22 protein-coding genes are annotated in these 26,688 nt (G+C 75.0%); 11 read left to right on the forward strand and 11 right to left on the reverse strand.

Annotated elements, in window-relative coordinates:
* The first annotated feature begins 62 nt into the window (after positions 1-62).
* The 3 genes from ACFYML_RS27075 to ACFYML_RS27085 all read left to right on the forward strand — a co-directional run bounded on the left by ACFYML_RS27075 (position 63) and on the right by ACFYML_RS27085 (position 3,696).
* Positions 63-1,679, forward strand: a complete 1,617-nt coding sequence (locus ACFYML_RS27075; protein ID WP_387423308.1) for a trypsin-like peptidase domain-containing protein — start codon at positions 63-65, stop codon at positions 1,677-1,679.
* 162 nt (positions 1,680-1,841) lie between these two features.
* Entirely contained in the window at positions 1,842-2,513 is a 672-nt protein-coding gene (locus tag ACFYML_RS27080) for a BON domain-containing protein (RefSeq protein ID WP_357439984.1), read from the forward strand.
* Positions 2,514-2,583: 70 nt separating this feature from the next.
* On the forward strand, positions 2,584-3,696 hold the full coding sequence (locus tag ACFYML_RS27085) for a glycosyltransferase family 4 protein (protein ID WP_387423309.1): 1,113 nt from the start codon (positions 2,584-2,586) through the stop codon (positions 3,694-3,696).
* Positions 3,697-3,750: 54 nt separating this feature from the next.
* Here ACFYML_RS27085 and ACFYML_RS27090 read toward each other — a convergent pair whose 3' ends face one another.
* Positions 3,751-5,217 carry a protein kinase gene (locus ACFYML_RS27090; protein ID WP_387423310.1) on the reverse strand — a complete coding sequence of 489 codons (1,467 nt, stop codon included), beginning with the start codon at positions 5,215-5,217 and terminating at the stop codon, positions 3,751-3,753.
* A gap of 176 nt (positions 5,218-5,393) precedes the next feature.
* Between ACFYML_RS27090 and ACFYML_RS27095 the strand changes: the two genes are divergently transcribed.
* The 5 genes from ACFYML_RS27095 to ACFYML_RS27115 all read left to right on the forward strand — a co-directional run bounded on the left by ACFYML_RS27095 (position 5,394) and on the right by ACFYML_RS27115 (position 12,544).
* Positions 5,394-6,227, forward strand: coding sequence for a patatin-like phospholipase family protein (locus ACFYML_RS27095; protein ID WP_357439990.1), 834 nt, complete (start codon positions 5,394-5,396; stop codon positions 6,225-6,227).
* On the forward strand, positions 6,227-7,261 hold the full coding sequence (locus ACFYML_RS27100; protein WP_387423311.1) for a 1-acyl-sn-glycerol-3-phosphate acyltransferase: 1,035 nt from the start codon (positions 6,227-6,229) through the stop codon (positions 7,259-7,261). The genes ACFYML_RS27095 and ACFYML_RS27100 overlap by 1 nt, the downstream gene beginning before the upstream one ends.
* A gap of 26 nt (positions 7,262-7,287) precedes the next feature.
* Complete coding sequence (cutA, locus tag ACFYML_RS27105; RefSeq protein WP_357439995.1) at positions 7,288-7,608, forward strand: divalent-cation tolerance protein CutA; 321 nt, start codon at positions 7,288-7,290, stop codon at positions 7,606-7,608.
* Between the two features lie 47 nt (positions 7,609-7,655).
* Entirely contained in the window at positions 7,656-11,372 is a 3,717-nt protein-coding gene (locus tag ACFYML_RS27110; protein ID WP_387423312.1) for an SCO7613 C-terminal domain-containing membrane protein, read from the forward strand.
* A gap of 122 nt (positions 11,373-11,494) precedes the next feature.
* Complete coding sequence (locus ACFYML_RS27115) at positions 11,495-12,544, forward strand: fatty acid desaturase family protein (RefSeq protein ID WP_387423313.1); 1,050 nt, start codon at positions 11,495-11,497, stop codon at positions 12,542-12,544.
* A 46-nt stretch (positions 12,545-12,590) separates the two neighbouring features.
* Here ACFYML_RS27115 and ACFYML_RS27120 read toward each other — a convergent pair whose 3' ends face one another.
* Positions 12,591-13,361, reverse strand: coding sequence for a hypothetical protein (locus ACFYML_RS27120; protein ID WP_387423314.1), 771 nt, complete (start codon positions 13,359-13,361; stop codon positions 12,591-12,593).
* Positions 13,362-13,595: 234 nt separating this feature from the next.
* On the opposite strand from ACFYML_RS27120, the gene ACFYML_RS27125 reads away from it, so the two are divergent.
* Positions 13,596-14,750: an FHA domain-containing protein gene (locus ACFYML_RS27125; protein WP_387423315.1), complete on the forward strand. Its 1,155-nt coding sequence runs from the start codon at positions 13,596-13,598 to the stop codon at positions 14,748-14,750.
* A gap of 58 nt (positions 14,751-14,808) precedes the next feature.
* Here the strand turns inward: ACFYML_RS27125 and rocD are convergent, their stop codons facing one another.
* The 3 genes from rocD to ACFYML_RS27140 all read right to left on the reverse strand — a co-directional run bounded on the left by rocD (position 14,809) and on the right by ACFYML_RS27140 (position 17,847).
* Positions 14,809-16,023 (reverse strand): ornithine--oxo-acid transaminase, encoded by a 1,215-nt coding sequence (gene rocD, locus ACFYML_RS27130; protein WP_387423332.1) that lies wholly within the window; start codon positions 16,021-16,023, stop codon positions 14,809-14,811.
* Entirely contained in the window at positions 16,023-16,838 is an 816-nt protein-coding gene (gene ddaH, locus ACFYML_RS27135; RefSeq protein ID WP_187413458.1) for a dimethylargininase, read from the reverse strand. The genes rocD and ddaH overlap by 1 nt, the downstream gene beginning before the upstream one ends.
* A gap of 436 nt (positions 16,839-17,274) precedes the next feature.
* Entirely contained in the window at positions 17,275-17,847 is a 573-nt protein-coding gene (locus ACFYML_RS27140; RefSeq protein ID WP_387423316.1) for a hypothetical protein, read from the reverse strand.
* A gap of 160 nt (positions 17,848-18,007) precedes the next feature.
* Between ACFYML_RS27140 and ACFYML_RS27145 the strand changes: the two genes are divergently transcribed.
* A complete protein-coding gene (locus ACFYML_RS27145; protein ID WP_387423317.1) occupies positions 18,008-18,904 on the forward strand; it encodes an Fpg/Nei family DNA glycosylase in 897 nt (298 codons plus the stop codon).
* Between the two features lie 79 nt (positions 18,905-18,983).
* Here ACFYML_RS27145 and ACFYML_RS27150 read toward each other — a convergent pair whose 3' ends face one another.
* A complete protein-coding gene (locus tag ACFYML_RS27150) occupies positions 18,984-19,820 on the reverse strand; it encodes a helix-turn-helix domain-containing protein (RefSeq protein WP_387423318.1) in 837 nt (278 codons plus the stop codon).
* Positions 19,821-19,934: 114 nt separating this feature from the next.
* Between ACFYML_RS27150 and ACFYML_RS27155 the strand changes: the two genes are divergently transcribed.
* Positions 19,935-20,528, forward strand: a complete 594-nt coding sequence (locus tag ACFYML_RS27155) for an NADPH-dependent FMN reductase (protein ID WP_387423319.1) — start codon at positions 19,935-19,937, stop codon at positions 20,526-20,528.
* Between the two features lie 42 nt (positions 20,529-20,570).
* Here the strand turns inward: ACFYML_RS27155 and ACFYML_RS27160 are convergent, their stop codons facing one another.
* The 5 genes from ACFYML_RS27160 to ACFYML_RS27180 form a co-directional block, all read right to left on the reverse strand.
* Positions 20,571-21,449, reverse strand: a complete 879-nt coding sequence (locus tag ACFYML_RS27160) for an aminoglycoside phosphotransferase family protein (protein WP_387423320.1) — start codon at positions 21,447-21,449, stop codon at positions 20,571-20,573.
* A gap of 138 nt (positions 21,450-21,587) precedes the next feature.
* The gene (locus ACFYML_RS27165) at positions 21,588-23,009 is read right to left on the reverse strand and encodes a WGR domain-containing protein (RefSeq protein ID WP_387423321.1); all 1,422 of its coding nucleotides are present in this window, start codon (positions 23,007-23,009) and stop codon (positions 21,588-21,590) included.
* A 132-nt stretch (positions 23,010-23,141) separates the two neighbouring features.
* Positions 23,142-24,089 (reverse strand): hypothetical protein, encoded by a 948-nt coding sequence (locus ACFYML_RS27170; RefSeq protein WP_387423322.1) that lies wholly within the window; start codon positions 24,087-24,089, stop codon positions 23,142-23,144.
* 77 nt (positions 24,090-24,166) lie between these two features.
* Positions 24,167-25,546 carry an FAD-dependent oxidoreductase gene (locus ACFYML_RS27175; RefSeq protein WP_387423323.1) on the reverse strand — a complete coding sequence of 460 codons (1,380 nt, stop codon included), beginning with the start codon at positions 25,544-25,546 and terminating at the stop codon, positions 24,167-24,169.
* A gap of 39 nt (positions 25,547-25,585) precedes the next feature.
* Positions 25,586-26,659: a glutamate--cysteine ligase gene (locus ACFYML_RS27180; protein WP_387423324.1), complete on the reverse strand. Its 1,074-nt coding sequence runs from the start codon at positions 26,657-26,659 to the stop codon at positions 25,586-25,588.
* Positions 26,660-26,688: the final 29 nt, after the last annotated feature.

A 26,688-nucleotide genomic window follows, 5' to 3' on the forward strand; every position in this document is an offset into this window, starting at 1 on the left:
CTTTCAGAGAACATTCAGGCACGTTCCAGGCTGGTCGCAGTGCCAGGGGGGAAGGTGGATCCATGACCGACCACGAGACCGATCCGCAGCGGTCGCCGGCTCCCGCCGACGCCGAGCCGTCGCACCCCACCGCCGAGCTGCCCCGTGCCGAGAGCGGGCACCCGGACTCCACCGTCACCCCGGCCGCCGCGCCGGTTCCGGCCGACTCCCCGGCCGCCGGAACCCTGGCCGCCGTCGACGCCGGTCGCTCCGACGCGCCGGCCGCCGACGCTGGTCGCCCCGGCGTGCCGACCGTCGACGCCGGTCGTTTCGACGCGCCGGCCGCCGACCCCGGTCGCACCGACCCACCGGCCAGCCCATACGCACCGGTGTCGGCGCCGTCGTACCCCACCTCGGGGCAGCCGCAGCAGCCCAGCCCGTGGGCCGGCGGTCAGCAGCAGGGCGGCTGGGCCGGGCCGCACTACTCCCCGCACGCCGGCGGGCCGGTCCCGCCGTACCAGCAGCACCAGCCGTACCCGGGCGTGCAGCCGCACCAGGCCGGTCAGGCGCACCAGCCGTACCCGGGTGCGCAGCCGCACCAGGCCGGTCAGCCGGGCCTGCCGTGGGGAGCGCCCCAGCCGGCGCCGCGGCCGAGCCGGGCCGGGAAGTTCATCGGTGCCGCCGCCCTGGGCCTGGCGCTGATGCTCGGCTCCGGGGTGGCCGGTGGGGCGCTCGCGCTCGCCCTGAACGACGGGAACACCATCACCCGTACCTACTCGGCCGCGCCCGTGATCAACAGCGCCGACCTGCCGAAGATCGCGGCCTCCGTCCAGGACAGCATCGTCACGATCATGACGGGCAGCGGTGAGGGCTCCGGGGTGATCCTCAGCGCCGACGGGTACGTGCTGACCAACAACCACGTGGTCGCCTCCGCCAGTGGCGACACGGTGAAGGTGGTCTTCGCCGACGGCAAGAACGCGCAGGCGAAGATCGTCGGCACCGACCCGAAGACCGACCTCGCGGTGGTCAAGGCCAGCGGGGTCAGCGACCTGAAGGCGGCCAAGTTCGGCGACAGCGACGCCATGCAGGTCGGTGACCAGGTGCTCGCCCTGGGCAGCCCCCTCGGCCTCCAGGGTTCGGTGACCGCCGGCATCCTGAGCGCCCGCGACCGCACCATCCAGGCCGGCGAGGGCGGCCAGCAGATGGACCCGCGGCAGGGCGCCAGCTCGATCTCCGGCCTGCTGCAGACCGACGCCCCGATCAACCCGGGCAACTCCGGCGGCGCACTGGTCAACACCCGGGGCGAGGTGATCGGCATCAACACCGCCATCGCCACCGCCGGGCAGGGCAGCAACGGCAACATCGGTGTCGGCTTCGCCATCCCGAGCAACAAGGCCAAGGACGTCGCCGAGAAGCTCCAGCGCGGCGAGAAGGTCAGCCACCCGTCGCTCGGCGTCAGCGTGAACGCCGCCGAGGCCGGTGGCGCCATGGTCGCCTCGGTCACCCCGGGCAGCGCGGCCGAGAAGGCCGGGATCCAGCGGGGTGACGTGATCACCAAGTTCGGTGACAAGGTGATCAACGACTCGAACGATCTGGTCGGCGCCGTCCAGGCGGGCAAGGTCGGCGACCGCGTCCAGGTGGAGTTCAAGCGCAACGGTTCGACGCAGAACGCAACCGTGACGCTCGCCGAGTCGTCCTAACCAACAGACCTGCCTCCTCCGCGGGCGGCGGGTGCCGGAGTCAAGGGGGTTGGCTCCGTCACCCGCCGCCCATTTTCCTGCGCTCACCCGCCCCGGGTGAGCCGGGCTCACCCCGTCCGGCGGCACCCTCGACGCACCGGGAACCGCACGGGAGGGGACGTCATGACGACCACGACCGCCGTCCGTACCGACCAGGAGATCCAGCGGGACGTGCTCGCGGAGCTGGACTGGGACGCGCAGACCCAGCCGACCGAGATCGGCGTGACCGTCGCCGACGGGGTGGTGACGCTCACCGGTCAGGTGGACAGCTACGCCCGGCGCTGGGCGGCGGAGCGCTGCGCGCACCGGGTACGCGGGGTCCGGGCGGTCGCCAGCGACCTCGAGGTACGGCTGCCCGCCGCGGAGGAGCGTACCGACGCCGACATCGCCATCGCGGCCAGCCGGGCGCTGGAGTGGGACAGCTTCGTCCCCGCCGACCGGCTGGACGTGACCGTCGCCAACGGCTGGGTCATGCTCCGCGGCGAGGTGGAGTACGGCTTCCAGCGGCGTACCGCCGAGCGGGAACTGCGCCGGCTGCGTGGCGTACGCGGGGTCACCAACCTGATCGAGGTCCGTCCGCCGGCCCCGTCCAGCGACGAGCAGAACCGGCGGGACCTGCAACGGGTGCTGCTCCGACGGACCGGCACGGAACGGATCAGGGTCGGGGTCACCGGGGACACCGTGGTGCTCGACGGGGTGGTCCGCTCCTGGTGGCAGCGGGAGGAGGCGGAACGCGCGGCCTGGACCATGCCCGGCGTACGCGAGGTGCACGACCGGATCGTGGTGGCCGCCTGAGCCCGTTTGCCGCCGATCCGGGTGGGAAAGCGACGCCGATCACGGATGCCAGGGACCATCGGGAGGACTCGTGGCCGTGAATCATCAGCCGGACCCGGCCCGGGGGCGGCCGTTGCGGATCGCGATGGTGGTGCCGCCGTGGCTGTCGCTGCCGCCGCCCGGCTACGGCGGCGTGGAGCAGGTGGTGACCGGGCTGGTGAACGGCCTGGTCGACCAGGGGCACCGGGTCACCGTCTTCGGCGCCGGCCGGGACCACGGCACCGCCGCCGAGTTCGTCTCCACCTGCGAGGACCTCCAGTACGACCGGCTGGGCGAGTCGCTGCCCGAACTGGCCCACCTCGCTCAGGTCAACCGCCTGGTGGACCCGGCCGACTTCGACGTCGTCCACGACCACACCACGATCGGCCCGCTGGTCGCCGGCCGGCGGTCGGTGCCCACCGTGGCCACCGTGCACGGCAACCCGGTGGGGGAGTTCGGCACCATGCTCGGCATCGTCGACGAGGGGGTGGGCCTGGTGGCGATCTCGCACGCGCAGCGCCGGGCGAACCCGGGGCTGCCCTGGGTGGGCACGGTGCACAACGCGATGCCGCTGCGGGACTTCCCGCGCAAGCGGACCCCGGGCGAGGGGCCGGTGCTGTGGCTGGCCCGGTTCAGCCCGGACAAGGGGCCCGACGTGGCGATTCGCGCCTGCCGGGCGGCCGGGCTGCCGCTCACCCTGGCCGGCAAGTGCAACGAGCCGGCCGAACGCCGCTACTTCGAGCAGGTGGTGGAGCCGCTGCTGGACGACGACGTCAGTCTGGTGCTGAACGCCGACCGGGAGGCCACCCTGCAACTGCTGCTGGACGCCCGCTGCCTGATCATGCCGATCCAGTGGGAGGAGCCGTTCGGCATGGCAATGCTGGAGGCGATGGCGACCGGTACGCCGGTGGTGGCGCTGCGCCGGGGCGCGGTGCCGGAACTGGTCCGGCCCGGGCTGACCGGGCTGCTCTGCGAACACCCCGACGAGCTGCCGGCGGCGCTGCGCGACTCGAACCTGCTGGACCCGACCGACTGCGTGGCGCACGTCGCGGAGAACTTCTCGGCGGAGCGGATGGCGCTCGGCTACGAGTCGGTGTACCGCCGGTTCGTCGCCGCCGCCGTGCGGACCGGCCAGCCGGAGACCGCTCCGGTCGCCGCGGGATGACCGGTCGGTCGGCGGCGAGCGGCCGCCGCACCCGCCCCGGCCGGGGGCTCGCCGTCAGGCGCGGGCCGCGACCAGCTCCGCCGCGGCGGCGTCGAGCTGGCGGGCGTACCCCGGGCTGATGCTGCCCTCGCGCTGGCGCTCGCCGATCTTCGCGCGGAGCCGGTCCACCGCGGCGGTCAATGCGCCCTCGCCGCTGGCGGCGGTGGCGTTGCGCAGCAGGTTGCGCAGGTCGACGCCGACGTCGTCGCGGATCTGGCCGGCCACCAGCCCGGCCTCGATCAGACCGTCCACCCGGCCCGCGACGTCGACCAGGCTGCCGGCCGGTGGCAGCACGGGCACGGTGCTGGTCGCGGGGGCCGGCCGGGTCGGGCTCGGGGGTGCTGGAGTTTCCGCCGTGCCGCCGGTCGACGGCGCCGCCGAGGGCACCACCGGCCCGGCGCTCGGCAGTACCCGAGGCATGGGTTCCCGGTCCGGGACCAGGGCGGGCACCAGCAGCGCGGCACCGCCGACCAGCACCCCGCCAGCCGCCAGGAGCCTGCCCGACCAGCGACGGTCGACCGCCCGGCGGGGCCCGGCCGGGTCGCTGGCGTTCGCGCCCGGCCGGCCGGCGGGGGCCGGGTCGGGCTGCGGCTGCGCCGGGGTGGGGAGCGCCATGGTCGGGCCCAGCACGGTGGCGGCCTGCGGGCCGGCGGGCCGGAGCTGGTCCCGCAGCGCGGCCGCCACCTGATGCGCGGTGGGCCGCCGCCGTGGGTCGCGGGCCAGGCACCGCAGGCAGATCTCCGCGACCGGGGACGGCAGACCGGGTACGTCCAGCGCCGGCGGGGCGTCCTCGGCCAGCGCCGCGCCGAGCTGCTCCCAGGTGTCCGCCGGGTACGGCACCTGGCCGCTCAGCGTCTCGAAGAGCAGCACGCCCAGCGAGTAGACGTCGGTGGCCGGTTGGGCCGGGGCGCCGTCCAGCCGCTCCGGTGCCACGTACGCGGGGGTGCCGAAGGTGCCGCCGTCCTCGTCCTCGTCCGGCGCGCCGATCCGGGTGGCGATGCCGAAGTCGAGCACCTTCGCGCCGACCTGGGTCAGCATCACGTTCGCCGGGGTGATGTCCCGGTGGACGATGCCGAGCCGGTGCGCCGCCGCCAGCGCCTCGGCCACCTGGGCGCCGACCTCCATCGCCTCCGCCCAGGGCAGCGGCCCCGCGGTGAGCCGGTGCTCCAGCCCCTCGCCGCCGAGCAGCTCCATCACCACGAACGAGGTGATGGTGCCGTCGGGTGCCACCGTCTCGCCGTAGTCGTGCACGGCGGTGACGTGCGGGTGCACGAGCTGGGCGGCGGACCGGGCCTCCTCGCGGACCAGGCCCCGGAACCGGGCGTCGGCGGCGAGCGCCGGGGCGAGCACCTTCACCGCGACGATCCGGTCGAGCACCTCGTCCCGGGCCCGCCAGATCACCGACATGCCACCGGCCCCGATCTGGTCGATGAGCCGATACCTGCGGGCCAGCATCGTGCCGGCGTGCAGTGACGCCTTCACCTCGCACCTGCCTGGGCTTGGGAGCGCTATCAGGTTGCGGGAATGTGTCCGGCGTGTCAACGGCTGTCCGGTCCCTGGTCGCGCGGCGCGCGGCCCTTCTCACGCCGGGTGACCGCGCGGGTCACGCGGGGCGGCTCCGGCCGGCCGCCTTTCCGCCTCGTGCCAGGATGAACGCCATGGCAGGGGGTCCGGTGGCGTTCGTGCTCGGCGGTGGTGGAGTGCTCGGCGCGGTCGAGGTCGGCATGCTGCGCGCCCTGTTCCGTGCCCGGATCCGGCCCGATCTGGTGCTCGGCACCTCGATCGGCGCGGTCAACGGCGCCCTGGTCGCCGCCGACCCGAGCGAGGCCGTCACCGACCGGCTGGTCCGGCTCTGGGCCTCGCCCGAGGCCAGCGAGGTGTACGGGGACTCCGTCGCCCGGCAACTGCGCCGCTTCGCCGCCCGTCGGCACCTGCACTCACCCCGGCCGTTGCGCCGGCTGCTGGAGAGCGAACTCGGCGAGGACACCACCTTCGCCGACCTCAAGGTCCCCTTCCGCTGCTGCGCGGCGAACATCGAGCGGGCCGCCGAGCACTGGTTCCACAGCGGGCCGGTGGTGCCGGCGGTGCTCGCCTCCGCCTCGGTGCCCGGGCTGCTGCCGCCGAAGGAGATCGACGGCCAGCACTACATCGACGGCGGGGTGGTGAACTCCATCCCGGTCGGGGAGGCGGTCGCCCTCGGCGCGAAGCAGATCTTCGTGCTCCAGGTGGGCCGGATCGAGCGGGCGCTCAGCCCGCCCCGCCGGCCCTGGGAGATCGCTCAGGTGGCCTTCGAGATCGCCCGCCGGCACCGGTTCGCCCGGGAGATGGCGGCGCTGCCCGAAGGGGTGGAGGTGCACGTGCTGCCCACCGGCGGGCTGGAGCCGCGCGACGACACCCCGTGGGCGTACCGGGACATGGCGGCGGTGGGGCGGCGGATCAGCCGCGCGTACACCGCCTCCCGCCGCTACCTGGACACCCGACTGGAGCGCTGATGCCGCTGCCCCCGCGGTGGGTACGCCGGTTGCTGCTGGCCCCCGGCGTGGTGCTGCTCGCGGTCACGGTGCTGACCACGCTGCCGGCCTGGGCGTTGCTGGCGCTGGCCGCCTCGCCGCTGGTGCCGGGGCGGCTGCGACCGCTGCGGCTGCTCTGGATCGTCACCGTCTACCTGGTCTGGGACGCGGCCGCGCTGCTCGCCCTGTTCGTGCTCTGGGTGGCCGCCGGCTTCGGGGCGCGCAAGCGCTCGCCGGCCTTCCAGCGGGCGCACTACCTGCTCGCCGGCCACTTCCTGCGGGTGCTGTTCTGGCAGGCCCGCTGGGCGCTGCGGCTGCGCATCGACGTGGTCGGCGCCGACCCGGACACCGCCCTGCCCGGCCGCCCCGAGCTGGTGCTCTGCCGGCACGCCGGGCCCGGTGACTCGTTCATCCTGATCCACGCGCTGGTGAACTGGTTCCACCGGGAGCCCCGGATCGTGCTCAAGGCGACCCTCCAGTGGGACCCGGCGATCGACGTCCTGCTCAACCGGCTGCCCAACCGGTTCATCGCGCCCGGGGCGGACGGCCGGGAGACGATGCTCGAGCAGATCGGCCACCTCGCCGCCGACCTGGACGACGACGACGCGTTCGTGATCTTCCCGGAGGGCGGCAACTTCACCCCGAGCCGGCGGCTGCGGGCCATCTCCCGGCTGCGGGCGCTCGGACTGGACCGGATGGCGTCGCGCGCCGAACGGATGCAGCACGTGCTCGCCCCGCAGCCGGGTGGGCTGCTCGCCGCCCTGGAGGCCGCCCCGGACGCCGGGGTCGTCTTCGTCGCCCACACCGGACTGGACCGGATGCTCACCGTGACCGACGTGTGGCGGGAGCTGCCGATGGACAAGCGGATCGTGATGCGGTTCTGGTCGGTGCCGCCGGAGGACATCCCGGTGGGGCGGCAGGAACGCATCGACTGGCTCTTCGACTGGTGGTCGCGGATCGACCGGTGGATCGCGGCCAACCGGGACGGGGTGGCGGGCGCAGCAAACCCTCGGTGACGCGGGCGGCCACGTATGGTGCGCTCGTGGAGCAGATCTGCGTGGTGACGACGGTGGTGGACGCGCGGGCGGTCGCGGACGTCCTGGCGGCCGCGGCCGTCGCCGGACGCCTGGCGGCGTGCGCCCAGGTGAGCGGACAGGTGGACAGCACCTACTGGTGGCAGTCCGCGATCCAGACCACCGCCGAGTGGTCGGTGCAGCTCAAGACCGCGCCGGACCGGGTGGACGCGCTGATCGACCAGCTCCGCGCCAACCACCCGTACGAGGTGCCGGAGATCCTGGTGACCCGGGTGGAGAGCGGCAACCCGGACTACACGGCCTGGGTGCACCAACACACCCGTCCCTGAGTACGCCTACTCTGTCCGGCCGGACCGCCGGTCACGATGCTGGCCGGGTGGAGAACACCGGCTACCCCTGCCCCGGCTGCGGCGCCCCCGCCGATCTCGCCTCCGGCTGCCCCGGCTGCGGTCGTCCGCCGTACCCGCCGGCCGCCGAGGTGGTGCGGCTGGACCGGGAGATCGCCGCGCTGACGCCGCAGGTGGAGCGGGCCCGGGTCGCGTACCAGGAGCTGGCGACCCGGCTCGGCGCCGCCCGGCAGCACCGGGCGGAGTTGGCCGCCCGGATCCGTCGGGAGATCCCGGCACCGCGCCCGGTCGGGCCGCTGCCACCGCTGCCCGCGCCGCCGGCCGTCCCGGTCCGGCCCGGCGGGGCGGAGACCTCCACCCGGACCGTGCAGGGCCTGCTGTTCGTCCTCGGTGGACTGCTGCTCGGCACCGCGGCGGTGGTGTTCACGGCGGTCGCCTGGGCCACGTTCGGGGTCGCCGGGCGGGCGGTGATCCTCCTCGGCTGCACCGCGCTCGCCCTCGCTGCCCCGCTGGTGGCCCGGCGGCGCGGGCTGCGCGGCACCGCCGAGACGTTCGCCGCGGTGGGGCTGCTGCTGGTGCTCCTCGACGGGTACGCCGCCTGGTCGGTGGACCTGCTCGGGGTGGCGGGCTGGCCCGGAAGCCGCTACCCGGCGCTGGTCGGGGGGATCGGCGCGGCGGTCGCGGCCGGGTACGCGCGGCTCAGCCGGCTCACCGTGCCGTGGTTCGCGGCGCTGCTGACCGCGCAGCCCGTGCTGCCGCTGGCCGCGGTGGCCGCCGAGCCGTCCGCCGCCGGCTGGGCGCTGGTGTTCACCGGGGTGGCGTTGGGCGATCTCGTGGTGGTGATCGCCCTGCGGAACCGGGTTCCGCGGGCCCACGTCGCGCTGCCGTCGGACGGCGCGACGTCGGCCAGTGGCGGTGACCCGGGGCGGGGCGGGGTGGCCGGCGGGGGGCCGGTCCACTTCGGTCCGCACGGGGAAGCGGCGGCCGGCGGGGGGCCGGCCGCCGCGCCCACCGGCGTCGTCGCCCCGGGGGCCGTGCCGCCCGGTCCGGCGCCGGCCGGTCCCCGGGTGGGCCCGCGTTCCGTGCCGGTGCCCGCCGGTGGCTCGGCGGCGGTGGCGGCCGGCTGGGCGCTGGGCTGGATCGGGCACGGGGTCGCGCTGGCCGTCGCGGCCGGCTGCGCGCTGATCCCGCTCGGGCTGGGGCGGGTGGCCGGCACTCCGCTGCTGGCCGGTGGTCCGTTGCTGGTGGTGGCGCTCGCCCTGCTGACCGGCGCGCTGGCGGCCGGTGGCCGGACGTACCGGGCGATCGCCGCCGGGCTGCTGGTGCCGGTGCTGGCCACCGTACTGATCCGGCCGGTCGCCGCGCTGCACCCGGGGCTGCTGCTGGTGGCGGCCGGGCTGCTGGCGGCCGGGCTGGCCGGGGCCGTGCGGGCGGTGCCGCAGCGGCTGCGTACCGGGCCGCGGGTGGGCGCGTTGGTGGTGGCGGCCGGGGCGGGGCAGGTCACCACAATCCTCACCGGGCTCGTCGCCGGGGCCGGCGTGCTCGCCGCGTTCCCGGCCTGGCAGGGCGCCGAGCCGGTCCCGGCCCCGTCGTGGGGCTGGCAGCTGCCGGTGGCCGTGCTGCTCACCGCCGGGGCGGTGGTGCTGCTGGTGCCCCCGTCCGCGCGGCCGGTGGTGGGGGCCGTCGGCGGCGCGCTGGCGGTGCTCGCCGGGCCGGCCGCCGTGGCCACCCCCTGGCCGCTGGTGGTGACCCTCGATCTGGTGGCGGCCACCGCGCTGCTGCTCGGCGCGGTATACCGGCCGCGCCGCCGGTACCCGACGGTGCTGGTCCCCGCCCTGGCGGCGGCGGTCCTCCTCGGCCACGCCCTGCTGGTCGGCTGCGCCGACCCGGCCGGCGCGGGAACGGTCTTCGCGGTCCTGGCGATCGTCGGCGTGGCGGGCGCGGCGCGGGGTCGCCGGGGCGAGGGGGCCCAGCCGACCGTCGCCGGGGTGGCGCTCGGCGGTGCGCTGCTGGCCGTACCGGCGGCGGTGGCGGTCGCGCTGCTCGGCTTCGGCGCGGCGCCCTGGTGGCGGCTGCGCGGTGCGTCGGGCGCCGTCGTGCTGCTCGTGGTCGCCGTCCTCGCGGTCCGCCGACACTGGCCCGACCTGCACGGGTACGCCTCGGCCGGCTTCGCCGTCGCGCTCGCCTCGGTCGGGGTCGCCCCACTGGTCGTACCGGGCGCCGAGCGGGTGTCGTTCTACGCCGCGGCGGGCGTGCTGCTGGCGGTGGCCGCCGGTGGGGCGGCCCGGCCGGCGGTCGCCCCGCGGGTGGTCGGCGCCGGACTGGCCGGCCTGGCGCTGCTCGCGGCCGCCCCGGCGGTCCTGCGGGTGCTCCTGGAGTTGCCGGTCCGGCCCTGGTCCGGAGTGCCCGCCAGCGGGCCGGTGCCTGGCGCGGTGCCCGCCGGCTTGGCGCTGCTGCTGCTCGGCACGGCCGCCGCCGCGTACGCCCGCGCCGCGACGGCTCCAGATCGCGGCGCCGGCCCGGACCGGCCTTCATTCGGTCCGGAGCGCCGCCTAGCGGCGCGGAGGCCGAATTATGGCCGTCAGCCGAGCCGGAGTCCGAGTGGCGGGCGACGGCTGCCCACGCTGGCCGCGCTCCCGTTCGGCGCGGTCGCCCTGCCGGTGCTGCTGGCGGCGACCGGCGCGCCCTGGCCGGTGGTCCCCGCGCTGACGTTCGGGGCGGGGCTGGCCACGCTGCTGGTGGCGGCGCTCGCCGCGCCGCGCTGGGCGCTGCTGCCGGTCACCGTGCCGCTCGGGCTGGCGCTCACCGTGCCCGGGCTGGGCGGGCTGCTCGCCACCCGGGCCGGGACGCTCGCCGGGCTGGGCGCGCTGGTCGTCGCGGCGGCGGTCGTGGGCGCGGTCGGCCGGGCGGACGGGATCCAGCTCGCCGGCCGGCTGTCGGCCCTGGCGGCGGCCACCGGGTTCGCGGTGACCGCGTCGCTGGCCGGCGGGCTGCCGCTGCGTACCGCCGCCTTCGCGGTCCTGGCCGTGGCGGCGGCGGCCCTGCACGCCGGCCCGCTGCTCCGCCCCGCGACGGCAACCCCACGGGCCGCGCTGGCGGTGGAGGTGGCGGCGCACGCGGTGGCCCTGCTGGCGCTGCTGCTCACCACCGGTGCGCTGCGGCACGCGGCGGCGGTCTGCGCGCTGTGGGGCGCGGTCGTGGCGGTACGGGTGCTCCGGCGGGACGAGCCGGCCGGCCGACGGTGGGTCCTCGCCGGTGTCGCGGGCGGCAGCGAACTGCTCGGCGGCTGGCTGCTGCTCGCCGCCGGCGGGGTGGCGGTGCTGGAGGCGTACACCGTGCCGGCGGCGGCGCTGGCCCTCGGCGCGGGCCTGGTGGCGCTGCGCACCCGGCCGGGCCTGAACAGCTGGCTGGCGCTCGGCCCGGGGCTGGCGGCGGCGCTGCTGCCCAGCCTGGTGTCGGTGCTGGCCGCGCCGGACCCGCAGCCGTGGCGCCGGCTGGCGCTCGGCGTCGTCGCGCTCGGCGTGGTGCTCGGCGGGGCGGTCCGGCGCTGGCAGGCGCCGGTCGTGCTCGGCGCGGTCACCCTGGTCCCGCTGGCGCTGCACGAGCTGGCCCGGGGCTGGGACCTGCTGCCCCGGTGGATCTACCTGGGCCTGGGCGGCCTGGCGCTGATCGCCCTCGCCGCGACGTACGAGCGCCGCCGGCGCGACCTGGCCCGGCTGCGGGCCGTGGTGGGCCGGATGGGGTAGGGGTAGCACCACCGAGGGCTGGGGGGCTGGCTGGATTACCCAGCGCAGTCGATCAAGGCATGCTTGGTTACGGAGGGTCGCGCCGCCCGGTGTGACGTACCGACCGAGGAGCGGGGAACGGCATGACCTCAGCATTGACGGCACCACCGGCCCGGCGGGGCAGCGAATACGCGCGGCTGTCCCGGCGGGTCGCCGAGGCGGGCCTGTTCGATCGCCGACCGGCCTGGTACGCGGCCCGGATCGGGCTCACCCTGGGTGCCTTCGTGGCCGGTTGGGTGCTGGTGGCCGCGGTCGGTGACTCCTGGGTGCAGCTGCTGCTGGCGGCCGGGATGGCGGTGGCCACCACCCAGGTGGCGTTCCTCGGGCACGACGCCGGCCACCGGCAGATGTTCCGCCGGCGCGGCCCGAGCGAGTCTGCCGGCCTGATCGCCGGCAACCTCGCGGTCGGGCTGAGCTACGGCTGGTGGGTGGACAAGCACAACCGCCACCACGCCAACCCGAACCACGAGGACGAGGACCCGGACGTCGGGGCGGGCGCGCTGGTCTGGACGTACGAGCAGGCGGCGGCGACCCGGGGGCTGGGCCGGTGGCTGGCCCGGCGGCAGGCGTGGCTGTTCTTCCCGCTGCTGCTGCTCGAAGGTCTGGCGCTGCACGTGGCGAGCGTCCAGGCGCTGGTCGGCCGGGAGCCGGACGGCCGGTGGCGCACCCCGGTGCGGCACCGCGCGGTCGAGGGCCTGCTGCTCGTCGCGCACGCCGTCGGCTACCTCGGCCTGCTGTTCGCGGTGATGTCGCCGGGTAAGGCGCTGCTCTTCGTCGCCGTCCACCAGGGGCTCTGGGGGCTCTACATGGGCTGCGCGTTCGCCCCGAACCACAAGGGCATGCCGATGCCCACCGCCGACGACGACCTCGACTTCCTGCGTAAGCAGGTGCTCACCTCGCGCAACGTGCGGGGCGGCCGGTTCGTGGACGTGGCGCTGGGGGCGCTCAACTACCAGATCGAGCACCATCTCTTCCCGAACATGCCCCGGGCCAACCTGCGGCGGGCCCAGCCGATCGTCCGGGCGTACTGCGCCGAGCAGGGCATCCCGTACGTCGAGACCGGGCTGATCGAGTCGTACCGGCAGGCCCTGGGTCACCTGCACGAGGTCGGCCGCCCGCTGCGGGCCGGCTGAGCGGGACCGTGCCGGGCGGAGGCGGCGGCCTCCGCCCGGTACCCGCTCAGGAACCGCCGGTGAAGGCCCGGGCGAGCTCCGCCGGAGCCTCCTCGGTGTCGGCCGCCGGGGGCTTGCTCAGCTGAACCGGCATCCCGAAGTCGCGGTAGCTGACGGTCATCTTGCCGAGCGCCGGGTCGATCGCGGCCATGTCCATCTCGAAGGCGGTGAGCCGGCCCTGCTCGTCCGCGGCCGCGGTGAACGGGACCGCCTTGGCCTTGTCGCCCGCCGCCGCCAGCGACTTCGGGTCGGCCCCCGTGCGGGTGTAGTCGAGCGTGCCGGCGTAGGACCGGTCACCGGTGCGCCGCACGTCGACCACGGCCGACAGCAGCTTCTTCACCCCGCCCGGGTCGTCGGCCGGCATCAGGCCCAGCTGCCCCCCGGAGAGCTTGCCGGCGTCCATGTGCAGCCACTTCTTCGCCCCGCCCAACTGCGTGCCGAGCGCCCCGCTCAGCTTCACGTAGGCGTCGTCGCCGATCGCCAGGCAGTGCACCTCGCCGAGGTCGCCGAGGCTCAGGGTGACGTCCATGGCGCGGGTTGTCGGGTCCACCACCCCGCTGGCGGTGAGCATCGACGAGGTGACCTCGACCCGCATGCTCTGCTCGTTGAGCCGCCGGACGGCGGCGGTCAGTTCGCCCGTCGGGTCCGGCGTCGAGCTGGTGGAGGCCGTGGCGGTGCCGCGACCGGTTGACCCGTCTCGGCCGCCGCAGCCGGTCAGTCCGAGACCGAGCACGGCGACCAGCGCGACCCCCGTGGTCGCCAGCCGTCGCATCTTCATCGTGGTCTTCTCCTCAACAAAGGGTGGCCGGCCCGGCGCCCGCCGGGCCGGCGGTCAGCCTAGCCGCCGCCACCGACTGGCCAAGTTCGATTTCTGGCGTGCGTCGACTGGCCCCGATCAGCGCTGCCGGTAGGGTCGTCGCATGGCAGACGTGCTCACCGCCGAGGCGGTGGCAGCCGAGGCGGGGCTGCTGGCCCCGACCCGGCGGATCGACGACATGGCCCGGAGCGCGGCATGAGATTCGAGATCAGCAAGGTGCTCGACGCCATCGAGGGGCGGGTCTGCACCGACCCCGCACTGGCCCGGGCCGTGGTGGACCTGGCCGAGGTGATCCGCTGGCAGAACCTGGACGGCGGCCGGCCGGCCAGCCTGCTGCGGCTCGGCATGGTGATCGACGCCCTGTCCCAGCAGCTGGGGGAGGACAGCGTCCCGGTCTACGCCATCGTGCACCGGGCCCTGCTCTCCGACGCGGACCTGACCTCCAACGAGCGGATGGTGGTGCGGCGCTGGGCGGACGACGGTCTGGTGGAGGTGCTGGACCACCCCGGCGACCGGGTGCTGGAGGTGGCCGACCTGCTCGGGCTGCCCGTGCTCAGCCGGGGCCGCTTCGACGGCCTGAGCGGCCGCTACCCGTGGCTCGGGCAGGCAGGAAGGGTGCTCGCACCGGTGCCCGGCGCCGGTGGCCCGGTGTTCATCGCGCACGTCGGCGGCGGGCAGAGCCCGGCTGCCGGCAGCCGCTCACCGGTGGGCGCGAAGTTGCTGGCCCGGCAGTGGCGCTGCCCCGAGCCCGGGTGCGCGCTCTTCGGCGGCGGTGGGGGCGGCGGGGCCTTCGCCGACCTGGCCCGGGTGGACCGCGCCCCGGCCGGCCAGCCCCCGCCCACGCTGCGCAACGGGGTGCCGACCTGCCCCCGGCACGGCGTCCGGCTCGGCGACGCCGGGCCGCGGCCGCGGACGGAGGTGCTGGCGGTACGCATCGGCGGGCTGGTCCGGCGGCGGTTCGTGCTCACTGAGGCCCAGCCGGTGCTGGTCGGGCGGGCGCCGGACTCGTCCGGCGGGATCGTGCTCGGCCAGTGGCTCAACGATGAGGCGCGGCGCTGGATCAGCCGCAGCCACGTCCGGTTCGAGCTGCGGGCTGGTCGAGGCGAGCTGATCGTCACCGACACCAGCACCAACGGCTCGGGCGTACGGCCGGGCGGCTCGATGGCCGAGTCGGACCGGATCGCGCTGGCCCCGCAGCAGTCCCGGGTGCTGGGTGAGGGCGACATCGTCGAGCTCTATCCGGGCGTGCAGGTCGGTCGCGCCGACGAGCTGCCCAGCGACGCGAAGTTCAGCCCCACCTCGGTGATGGCGGAGGCCCCCACCATGGCGATGCGCCTGCCGCGTCCCTGAGGCCGACGACGAAGGACGCCGGGACCATCGCGGTCCCGGCGCCCTTCGCGTACGGGGGTCAGCCCGCCAGCACGGCGGCGAGCTGGGCCACCGCGTGGTCGATCTCCTCCTCGGTGATCACCAGCGGCGGGGCGAGCCGGATGGTCGAGCCGTGGGTGTCCTTGGCCAGGACGCCCCGCTCCATCAGCCGCTCGCAGGCCTGCCGGCCGGTCATCAGCGCCGGGTCGATGTCCAGGCCGGCCCAGAGGCCCCGGCCCCGGACGGCGACCAGGCCCTTGCCGATCAGGCCACGCAGGCCGGCGTGCAGCCGTTCGCCCAGCTCGGCCGAGCGCCGCTGGAACTCGCCGGTGGCGAGCAGCCGGACCACCTCGGTGGCGACGGCGCAGGCCAGCGGGTTGCCGCCGAACGTCGAGCCGTGCTGACCCGGCTTGAGCACGCCGAGGACGTCGGTGTTCGCGGCCACCGCGGAGACCGGCACGATGCCGCCGCCGAGCGCCTTGCCCAGCAGGTACATGTCCGGGACGACACCCTCGTGGTCGCAGGCGAACGTCGCGCCGGTACGCCCCAGACCCGACTGGATCTCGTCGGCGATGAACAGGACGTTCCGCTCGGTGCAGACCCGGCGGACGCCCGGCAGGTAGCCCTCCGGCGGCACCACGACACCCTGCTCGCCCTGGATCGGTTCGAGCAGCACGGCGACCGTGTTCTCGTCGATCGCGGCGGTCAGCGCGTCCAGGTCGCCGTAGGGGACGACCGTGAAGCCCGGGGTGTACGGCCCGAAGTCGGCGCGCGCGTCCTCGTCGGTGGAGAAGCTGACGATCGTGGTGGTCCGGCCGTGGAAGTTCCCCTCGGCGACCACGATGTTCGCCTGGCCCGGGGTCACGCCCTTGACCTGGTAGCCCCACTTGCGGGCGACCTTGATGCCGGTCTCCACCGCCTCCGCGCCGGTGTTCATCGGCAGGACCAGCTCCTTGCCGCACAGCTCGGCCAGCTCCCGGCAGAAGTCGGCGAACTGGTCGTGGATGAACGCCCGGCTGGTCAGCGTGAGCCGGTCGAGCTGCGCGTGCGCGGCCTCGATCAGCTTCGGGTGCCGGTGACCGAAGTTCAGCGCCGAGTAGCCGGCCAGGCAGTCCAGGTAGCGGCGCCCGTCCACGTCGGTCAGCCAGGCGCCCTCGGCGGACGAGATCACCACGGGCAGCGGGTGGTAGTTGTGCGCCGTGTGGCGCTCCGCGTCCCGTACGGCGGACGGCGTCCGCAGCATGTCGTCGATGATCACTTGTCTGCCTTTCCCTGACGGAGTCGCAACGTGCAGCACTTCGGTCCGCCGCCGGCCTTGCGCAGCTCGGACAGGTCGATCCCGATGGTCTGGTAGCCCCGGTCGCGCAGCTTGGCGGCGAGGTCGGTGGCCTGGGCGGGCAGCACCACGTGCCGGCCGTCGCTGACCGCGTTCAGCCCGAGCACCTCGGCGTCGGCCATGGTGGCGTGGATGGCGTCCGGGAAGAGCCGGCGCAGCACCGCCCGGCTGCCCGGCGAGAACGCCTCCGGCAGGTACGCGACGGTCCGCTCGTCGAGCACGGTGAGCGCGGTGTCCAGGTGGTAGAAGCGCGGGTCCACCAGCTGCATGGTGATCACCGGGTAGCCGAAGACCTCCTGGAGCTGGGCGTGCGAGGCGTGCGCGGTGCGGAACCCGGTGCCGGCGAGCAGGTGGTCGCCGACCAGCAGGATGTCGCCCTCGCCCTCGTTGACGTGCTTCGGGTCGTACATCTCGAAGCCGGCGGCCTCGAACCAGGCCCGGTAGGCGGGGGCCTCGTCGGCCCGCTGCGGGTCACGGAACTGCACCGCCATGGCCTTGCCGTCGATCACGGTGCCGCCGTTGGCGGCGAAGACCATGTCCGGCAGGCCCGCGACCGGGTCGATCAGCTCGACCTCGTGGCCCAGGTCGACGTAGGTCTGGCGGAGCTGCTCCCACTGCCGGATCGCGAGGTCGGCGTCGACCGGCGCGGTCGGATCCATCCACGGGTTGATCGCGTAGTCGACCGCGAAGTACGTCGGCCGGCACATCAGAAAGCGCTGGCGGGTGGCGTCCATCGTCATGTCGTGCTCCCAGGGGTCGGGCGCGCCCGGCCACCGTCGGCCCACGGGCTGGCGCCGTGGTTCAACGTTATGCGCCGCAGGCCGGCGACATCCACCGCGAGAAGTTGCGTTCGGCGTCGGATCGTTGCGTCTGGTGCTCCGGCGGCGTCGGATCGTTGCGTCGACGCTCAGTCCCGCTCCACCCGAGGTGGGCCTGCGGGTGCCGGGGCGTCTCGTCCAGCCGGGCTGTCGCCAGGTCCGCCCACCTGGCGCGACGCCCCGCCCGGGCCGGCGCGATCCGGGCCGGCGTCGCCGTGGTCGACCCTCCCGGCCAGCCCGGACACACTTCGGGGGCGGCCATCGCCGCCCCCGAAGAGGATGTGCCCGGCTGGTGAACCACCAGACTGGTCGGGCGTGCCGGCGCACCGCCAGGCGAGCCGATCAGTGCCCGTCAGAACATCGCGGCAAACTGTGAATCAAGCCACTCCCGGAACCGGCCGACCCACTCGCCGTCGGTCGTCGGCCAGTCGAACTGGCCGGTCAGCGCGACGAGGCCGAGCACCACGGCGGCGAGGCCGACCACCACGCCGATCAGCGCGTCGGTCGTACCGGCCACGTGCCGCCGGCGGGTGGCGACCAGGCCGAGCACGGCGAGCACCGCGCCGACCGCGCCGAGCCCGATGCCGTAGCCGGCGAGGGTGCCGCTCAGCACGAACAGGGCGCCGACCACGGAGACGATCAGGCCGAGGGTGGCCAGCAGGCTGGCTCGGGGCTTCGGCCCGAGGGCCACGGGAGCCGTCCGGGCATCGGCATCGGGGCGGGCCGACGGCCGGTCCGGCTGGCCGTCCCGGTCCAGGTCGACGGTGCGCTCCAGGGTCGGATCCGGGTCGATCCCGGTGCGCCGCTCCTCGGTAGCGACCGGACGGCCGGTGGCGGCCGGGCCGCGGCCGTCGACGACGCCGTCACCGTCGCCGTTGACGTCCTCATCTCGAGCCGGGGCGTTGCGGTGGGACAAAATCTTCATTTCGGCACCTCCTGATCTGCTGCGTGGAGGCCGGGTGATGCGCAGTGGCGACCACGCGTGACACGCAGGAGGTACCCGGCCGCCGGGAATTCGACACCCGTCGACGGGTGGCCGGACTCCGCAGCGGCGCCGACCGGGCGCCGGGGCTACCGTTGCCGTCGTGCCAGAGGGACACACCATCCACCGCCTGGCGGCCCGACACGCCGAGCTCTTCGCGGGCGACCGGGTGCACGCCGCCAGCCCGCAGGGCCGCTTCGCCGAGGGCGCGGCCCGGCTCACCGGCACCGTCCTCGAGGGCACCGAGGCGTACGGCAAGCACCTGCTGCACCACTACGCCGGCGAGCTGACCCTGCACGTGCACCTCGGCCTCTACGGCAAGTTCGCCGACGGGCCCGGCGAGCCGCCGCCCCCGGTCGGGCAGGTGCGGCTGCGACTCAGCAACGACGGCGCCGGCTTTCGGCGTGGCGGCAGGCGCGCCGAGGTGGGCCTCGATCTGGCCGGCATCGGCGTCCCGCCGGCCGGCGAGGACCACCGGCACTGGCTGGACCTGCGCGGCCCGACCGCCTGCGAGCTGCTCACCCCGCCCGAGGTGGCGGCCCTGCGCAACCGGCTCGGCCCGGACCCGCTGCGCGCCGACGCCGACCCCGACCGGGCGTACGCGCGGATCCGGCGCAGCCCCACCCCGCTCGCCGCGCTGCTGCTGGACCAGTCGGTGGTGGCCGGCACCGGGCTGATCTTCGTGACCGAGGCGCTGTTCCGCGCCGGGCTGCCGCCCACCCTGCCCGGGCGGCACCTCACCCCGGCCGGCTGGGCGGAGCTCTGGGCCGACCTGGTGGCGCTGATGACCCTCGCCGTCGAGCGGAGCCGGATCGACACCGTGCGGGACGAGCACCTGCCGGAGGCGCTGGGCCGCGCGCCCCGCGTCGACCGGCACGGCGGGGAGGTGTACGTCTACCGCCGCCCCGGCGCGGCCTGCCACGTCTGTGGTGCCGCGATCAGCCGGGGCGAGCTGGCCGGCCGCAACCTCTACTGGTGCCCCACCTGCCAGGCCGGCTGACGCCGGGTCCGGTGTTCAGGCCGCCCCGGGTGCTGCCGCCCGACGATCCCCGGTCGCATCCCCCAGCCCGCCGGTCGCGTCAACCGACCGCGCGAAGGACGCGGTGTTGGTGACGGAGCCGCTCGACGGCCTCCGCCGTCGTCCCGTCCGCGGGTAGGAGGACGACCAACTGCTGCGCGTCGATGCTGGGCAGCTCCAGCCGCTCCCGGTGCCAGCGCAGCTCCTGCCCGGCGGGATGGTCGAGCCGCAGCGGGACCTGCGGCGGGGGCAGGTGGTGGTTGAGCCGTCGGGTGAACTCCTGCCCGGCGACGGGAGCGAGCTCGGCCTTGAACCACTCGGATGTCTCGGCGGACGGCCCGAGCCACAGGTCGAAGGCCTGCTCGTCGGCCACCTGATCCCAGTCGGGGAAGAACGTCCGGGCGCGTGGGTCGGTGAACACGTAGCGCGTCAGGTTCGGTGACTCGGTGTCGAGCAGCCCGCTCTCGCGCATGACCAGCTCGAACCCGCTCGTGTACGCGAGCACGTCGCCCAGCCGGTTGGTGACGAACGCGGCGCCGGGTTCGAGCAGTCGGAGGGTCTCCCGCACGGTGGGCCGGATCTCGCGGTTGGGTGGCGACGGCCGCCGGTGCGCGGAGCAGGCACCACCGGTGATCTTCGCGAGGTAGCGCAGGTGGTGGCGCTCCCCGGCATCCAGGCTCAGGGCGTCCGCGAGCGCGTTCACCACGGCGGGGGACGGGTTGCGGTCCCGTCCCTGCTCGATCCGGGTGAGGTACTCCACGCTGATCCCGGCACGGGTGGCCAGGTCCGAGCGCCGCAGGCCGGGGGAGCGGCGCCGGCCACGATCGGGCAGACCGAAGGACTCCGGCTGGATGCTGTCGCGCTTCGCCCGGACGAAGTCGCCCAACGGCGTACTCATGGATCCAGAGTCTAGGGCGGCTCCCGGCAGCCGCAGCCGTCGTAGCGTGGCCCTACGGGGGCCAGCCTGCGCCCGGTCTGGTTACCGTCGACGTGACAGCGGACCGTGGATCGCATGAACGAGAAGCACAAGTTGGTCATCGTCGTGGGGAGCGTCCGTGAGGGCCGGTTCGGGCCGGTCGTCGCGTCCTGGGTCGCCGAGCGGGCGCGCGAGCACGGCGGGTTCGACGTCGAGGTCATCGACCTTGCGGAGATCGAGATCCCGCTGTCGTTGCCGGCGATGTCGCCGAAGTTCGCCGGCGACGCGTACCCGCGCCCGGCGGGGATGGCGCCCCTGACCTCCCGGCTCGCGGACGCGGACGCCGTCATCCTGGTCACCCCGGAGTACAACCACAGCTACCCCGCCGCCCTGAAGGCGGCCATCGACTGGCACTTCACCCAGTGGACGGCCAAGCCGGTCGCCTTCGTCAGCTACGGCGGGGCCGCCGGCGGCCGGCACGCCGTGCTGCACCTGGAGAACGTCCTCACCGAACTGCACGCGGTGACGATCCGCGACGGCCTGGCCTTCCCGAACTACTTCACGGGATGGGAGGACGGCCGGCCGCTGGATCCCCAGGCTTCCGGATACGCCAAGACCCTGCTGGAGCAGCTCGCCTGGTGGGCCGGGGCCCTGCGGACGGCACGGGAGGCGGCGCCGTACCCGGCCTGAGCGCCGGGCCTCGCGGGGTGACCGACCCCTCCCCGGGGTCGGTCACCCCTCGCCGAGCAGCCAGCGGACCACCTCGACCTGGTTCGGGAAGACCTGGTCCCCGCCGATGCTCCAGGCCGTGGTGTGCACGATCGTCCAGCCCCGGACCCGCTCCCGGTCGAGGCCCAGCTCGGCGCTGAGCCGGTCCAGCCGATAGCGGACCGCCTCGGGCGAGTGCCCCAGCTCCGCGCCGCGCACCATCGGCACCGGCGCGAACTCCCGCTCGCCGGCCAGCGGCTTCGGGTCGATGACCAACCACGGTTCCCGGGTCGCCCGGAGCACGTTGCCGGCGTGCAGGTCCTGGTTGACCAGCACCTGCTCGCCCTGGCTGGGCACCAGGTCGGCGAGCAGCCCGAGCGCCGCGTCCAGCAGCCGCCGCTCGTACGGGCGGTTGGCCCGCTCCCAGTTCGCCGGTAGTTGCTCCGCCCAGCCGGCCGCCTCCTCGGCGAGCGGGGTGAACGGCGGGCCGGCCGGCACGCCGAGCCGGGGGAGCAGTTCGACCACCACGTCCAGCGCCGCATCGAGGGGCAGCTCGTGCAGCGGGGTGCCGGGCACGCAGCGCTCCACCAGCAGCGCCCGCCGTGCCGGGTCGTGGGCCAGCAACCGGATCGCGCCGGCACCGGCCCAGCGGGCCAGCGCGGTCGCCTCGTGCGCACTGTCCGCGTCCGGGTACTGGAGCTTCAGCACCGCGGCGGTGCCGTCGGGCAGCTCCGCCGGCATCGCCAGCGAGGCGAACGCGTACGGGTAGGGCGGCCCGACCCGCAGCTCCCACCGCCGTACGCACTCGGCCAGCAGATCCGGCAGCTCGGCCAGCCAGACCCGGCCCGCCGGCAGCCGCCGGACCCAACCCAGTCCCTCGGGGATCTCCAGTTGCCCGGCCATCCGGCCATCCTGGACCACGTCGGCGGGTCGCGTACAACCGATTCCGGGACGGGCTGGCAGGGGCGGTGGCGGGCGGTGCGTTGGACCTGCCGATGACCGGTCCGGGAGCGGTCCCGCCCCGCCCCCGGACCGGAGCCCTCAGCGGAGGCGGCGGATGTCGCCGTACGCCCGGTAGAACCCGCCCCGGCCGGCCTCCCGGACCTCGGTGACCAGGTAGCGGGCGCCCGGCTCCCGGATGCCCTTGGGGAACTGCACCGACCAGTCCCGGCGGTAGCCGTCCGACAGCACGTGGATGCGCAGCCGGCCGCTCGCCTCGACGCACTCCACCACCACGCCGGCCCGGTCGTCGGTGGTGACCTCCACCGTGGTCCAGGCGGCCGGCTCGGGCAGCCGGGTCGGGGCCTTGACGTCCACGACCTCCGGCACGCTGCCCGCCTCGGCGGCCCGGATCGCCGGCTCGCTGGCGTCGATGCAGGCCAGGTAGCCGCTGGTGGTGACCACGTAGAGCCGCTCCTCGTGGTACTGCATCGAGTACGCCGAGCCGCAGCCGGTGCCGAGCTTCCACAGCCGGTTGCCGGCCGCGTCGAAGCAGTAGATCGAGGACGCGCTGTCGCCGGCGAAGACGTACCGGCCGCCCTCGGCGGTGGCGCAGGAGAAGACCGCCGCGTCGCACCGGTACGTCCGCTCGGCGCGGCCGTCCTTGCGCAGCCGCACCACCTCGCGGGTGCCGGTGCCGGCGAACACGCTGTCCCGCTCCTGCCAGCCGAAGAGCACCGCCCCGGTCCGGGTGTGCCACAGCTCCCGCCCGGTACGCCAGTCGTAGCCGGTCACCCCCTGCGAGTGGCCGTGGTAGAGCGCATCGGTGTCACAGCGCACCATCCAGGCGGACCGGCCCCGCCCCGGCCGGCGCCAGAGGAACTCGTCCTCGTGGTCGATCGCGGCGATGCCGCCCTCGCGGTCGGAGACGCCCAGGACGCCGTCGTGGATGTCCAGCCAGTAGATGTCGATGTCCGGGGCGATCGCGTACGCCACCCGGGGCACCTTGCCGGAGAGGTCGTAGACGTTGCCGTCGTCGCAACCCGCGTAGATCCAGGCGTCGTCGGCGACGATGCACTTCACCCCGTCGGGGAGCCGGACCTGGTTCAGCACCCGGGCGTCGTGACCCAGGGTGGTGATCACCCCGCGCTCGTTGCCCACCATGCAGCTCTGCCCGTCGATGAAGATGCCGAACGCGGGCGCGCCCGAGTCGTACCGCCAGAGGACCGGGGCGGTGCGGGCGGTGGAGCGGGTGCTCACGATCTGTCGGCGGGAGACCGCCCGCTTCTGGCGTACGCCCCGCACCGCCGGGGCGTACCCCTTGCGGACCTTCTCGCCGATCTTCTTCGCGGCGGCGGCCCGGGCCCGGGCGTTGTCCGGGAAGGTGGTCGTCTTCACCTGGCCCTGGTCGCCGATCCGGCCGTAGCGCACGGTCATCGCGGTGTCCGCCACCACGACCTCGTAGAACTTGTGCGCTCCTCCGTCCACTTCGGACAGTTCGAGGTAGGTCGTCTCCTGCGACATGGGATGCCTCCGAGGGGAAAAGGCGCCGGACCCGGCACCGCGACAGCGCGCACACGCTAACCGCGCCCCCCGACAAGAAACTTTGGGTGCAGTTGTTGTCGCTGGGACGACAACAACTGCACCCGAAGCGGATTACGGACGCCAGCCCGCGGCGGACAGCGCGGCGCGCAGCTGTGCGGCGACCTCCTCCGGGCGGCGGACGTCGAGGGCGGTGAAGCGGAGAATCCGGTCGCCCTCGATCCAGACCCGGTTCTGCCGGCGCAGGTCCGTCGCCCAGTGCCGGGCGTCCATGTGGTGCGCGCCGTCCACCTCGACGTGCAGCCGCCAGCGCCGCCAGTAGGCGTCCAGGTAGCGGATCCGGCCTTCGGCGTCCCGCCGGCGCTCCTGCCCGTCCGGCATCGGCAGGCCGTGCCGGCGGCAGAGCCGCACCAGATCGATCTCCGAGAGCGCCTCCGCACCGCCGGCCACGTCGCGCAACGTCTCCCGGATCAGGCTCCGGCGCCGGGCGCGCGGCAGCCGGTCCACCACCGCGCCGACCTCCGCCGGGGTGACCCGCCGCTGCTGGCAGCCGGCCGCGAGGATCTCCTGCGCCTCGTCGTCGGTACGCGCCCACTGCGCCGCGTCCACCAGGGACCTGGCCATGCTGGTCCGGTCCGGCCGGCCCCGCTGCCGGTCGGCGTGCGGGAGTTGGCGGACCCGGCGCGCCCGTACGGCTGGCAGGCCCGGCGGGAGCCGGCGGAGCAGGTCGGTGGCGCGCCGCTGGTGGGGCACCAGGACGTCCACCACCTCGTACCGCCAGGTCCCGCGCAGGCCGCCGGCCCGGGCGGCGGCCAGCCCGGCGAGTACCGCCCCCTCGCCCGCGGCCAGCACCGCGACCCACCACTGTTCGTCCTGGCTGAACGGGCCGCCGGGCGCCGCGCGGAGCAGGCCGCGACACACCCGTTGCCAGCGCCCGCTGGCCAGCAGGTGTCGCACGGTGGCCGGGGTCAACTCCGCCGTCGCCTGCGCCCAGGTGACGATCCCCGACTGCTCGAACAGCAGCCACTCCAACCCCGACGCGTCGTCCCTCGGCAGCCGCATCTGACGATCAGAGCCGACTTTGGGTGCAGTTGTTGTCGCTGGGACGACAACAACTGCACCCGAAACCGACAGCAGCCCTACCGTTCGGTGCGGGAGAGGGCGTCGACGGCCCGGCGGGCGGCGATCAGGACCGGATCCCAGACCGGCGCGAACGGCGGGGCGTAGCCGAGGTCCAGCGCGGTCATCTCGTCCACCGTCATGCCGTTCCACAACGCCACGGCCAGCGCGTCGATCCGCTTGGCCGCCTCGGACCAGCCGACGATCTGCGCCCCGAGCAGCCGGCCGCCGGGCCGCTCGGCGATCAGCTTCACCGTCATGGGGCGGGCGCCGGGGTAGTAGCCGGCCCGGTTGGTCGACTCGGCCCGTACCGTGACGAACTCGAACCCGGCCGCGGCGGCGTCCGGCTCCCGCAGGCCGGTCCGCCCCACCTCCAGGTCGCAGACCTTGGTCACCGCCGTGCCGACCACGCCGGGGAAGGTCGCGTACCCGCCGCCGATGTTGATCCCGGCGACCCGGCCCTGCTTGTTGGCGTGGGTGCCCAGCGGGATGTGCACCGGCAGGCCGCTGACCCGGTGCAGGGTCTCCACGCAGTCGCCGGCGGCCCAGACGCCCGGCATCCCGGGCACCCGCATCCGCAGGTCGGTGCGGATCCCGCCGGTCGGGCCGAGCGGCAGGCCGGCCGCTGCGGCGAGGGCCGTGTTCGGGCGTACGCCGAGACCCAGCACGACGACGTCGGCCGGGATCGGCCCCTCGGCGGTGACCACCGCGGCGATCCGCCCGTCCCGCTCCTGCAGGCCGGTGACCGTCAGGCCGCTACGGATGCTGATGCCCACCTTGCGTAGGGCGGCCGCGACCAGCTCGCCCATGTCGGGGTCCACCGTGGACATCGGCTGGGCGCCCTGCTCGACCAGGTCGACCGAGAGCCCGTGCTGGAGCAGCGCCTCGGCCATCTCCACGCCGATGTAGCCGCCGCCGACCACCACCGCGCGCCGGGGCCGCGGCTCGCGGTCCAGCCAGCCCAGCAGGGCCGCGCCGTCGTCGAGGGTCTGCACGCCGAAGACCCCGGCGATGCCGCCACGCGCCCATTCGGGCTGCACCGGAACCGCGCCGGTGGCGTACACCAGGCTGTCGAAACCCGCGCGGACCTCGCCGCCGCCGTCCAGGTCGCGGGCGACCACCTCGCGGCGGTCCAGGTCGATGGCGGTGACCTCGTGCCGTAGCCGCACGTCGATGTCGAACTGCTCGCGGAAGGTGACCGCACCGCGGGCGATGAGCGCGTCCCGGTCCGGCACCAGCCCACTGATCCAGTACGGGATGCCGCAGGCGGAGTACGAGGTGAAGTGGCCGCGCTCGAAGGCGACGATCTCCAGGTCGGCTCCGTCGCGACGGCGTCGGGCCTGGGAGGCGGCCGCCATCCCGGCCGCGTCCCCGCCGACGACGATCAGCCGTTCCGCCACGGGCCCATCCTGTCACGCGAAGATCCGGGGCGGGGCCGGTCAGCCTCGGGTCTGCCGGGCCACGTCCGCCACCACGTCGACCAACTGACCGGTACGCGCGAACACCGCCCGCTGCCGCGCCGCGCCGCTGCCGTGCCGGCGCAGCCCGCCGAGCAGTTCGGTCACCTGGTCGAGGTCCCCGTGCCGCGCCAGCTCCGGGCGGACCCGGTCGACGAGCCGGTCCAGCAGTTCCCAGGCCGGGCGCAGCTCGCCGTCGGTCAGGTCGACGCCGTCGCCCTCCAGCCCGTCGTGGGCCGCCCGCCAGTGCGCGGCGACCAGCAGGTGGTGGTCGGTGCGGACGGCCGGCCGTCCCTCGGCGACCGCCGCCAGCGCGGTCGCCACCAGGGCCCGCACCAGGGCGGCGACCAGCACCGCGTCGTCCACCGACGGGCAGACGTCGCCGATCCGCAGCTCCACCGTCGGGTACTTCGCGGACAGCCGGGCGTACCAGTAGAGCATTCCCTCGTCCAGCATCACGCCGCTGGCGATGAGCTGCCGGATCAGCCGCTCGTAGTGCTCGTGCGAGCCCAGGTACGGGGTGGGCGCCACCGACGGCCAGCGTTCCCACTCGACCGAGCGCCAGCTCGCGTACCCGGTGTCCGCGCCCCTGGCGAACGGGGAGTTGGCGGTCACCGCGTGCAGGATCGGCAGCCAGGGGCGGACGTGGTTGAGCACCTGCACCCCGGCCTCCGGGTCGGGGATGCCGACGTGCACGTGCATGCCGTTGTTGCCGGGGCCGGGCACCAGCAGCTGGAACCGCTCGACCATCCGGTCGAAGCGGGGCTTGTCCACCACCGGCGGCACCGGCCCGTCCACCGGCCCGGTGCCGATGGCGAGCAGCCGTACGCCGGCCCGCTCGGCGGCGTCGGCCAGTTCGGCGCGGAGCACCCCGAGGGAGTGCCGGACGGAGGACAGCTCCAGCCCGGGCGGGCTGCCGATCTCGATCTGGCTGGTTTGGAACTCCCGTTCCACCTGGCCGCGCAACTCCGGCGGCACCTGCGCCATGACGGCTCTTCGAAGTTGAGCGGGGTTCGCTGCTGGAGCCGGCCCGAGCGTGAAGGGCTCGCAGCTCATCGGTGATCATCTGAGTGTCGAATTCGGAT

Source organism: Micromonospora sp. NPDC007230 (assembly GCF_042869115.1).
GTDB lineage: Bacteria > Actinomycetota > Actinomycetes > Mycobacteriales > Micromonosporaceae > Micromonospora.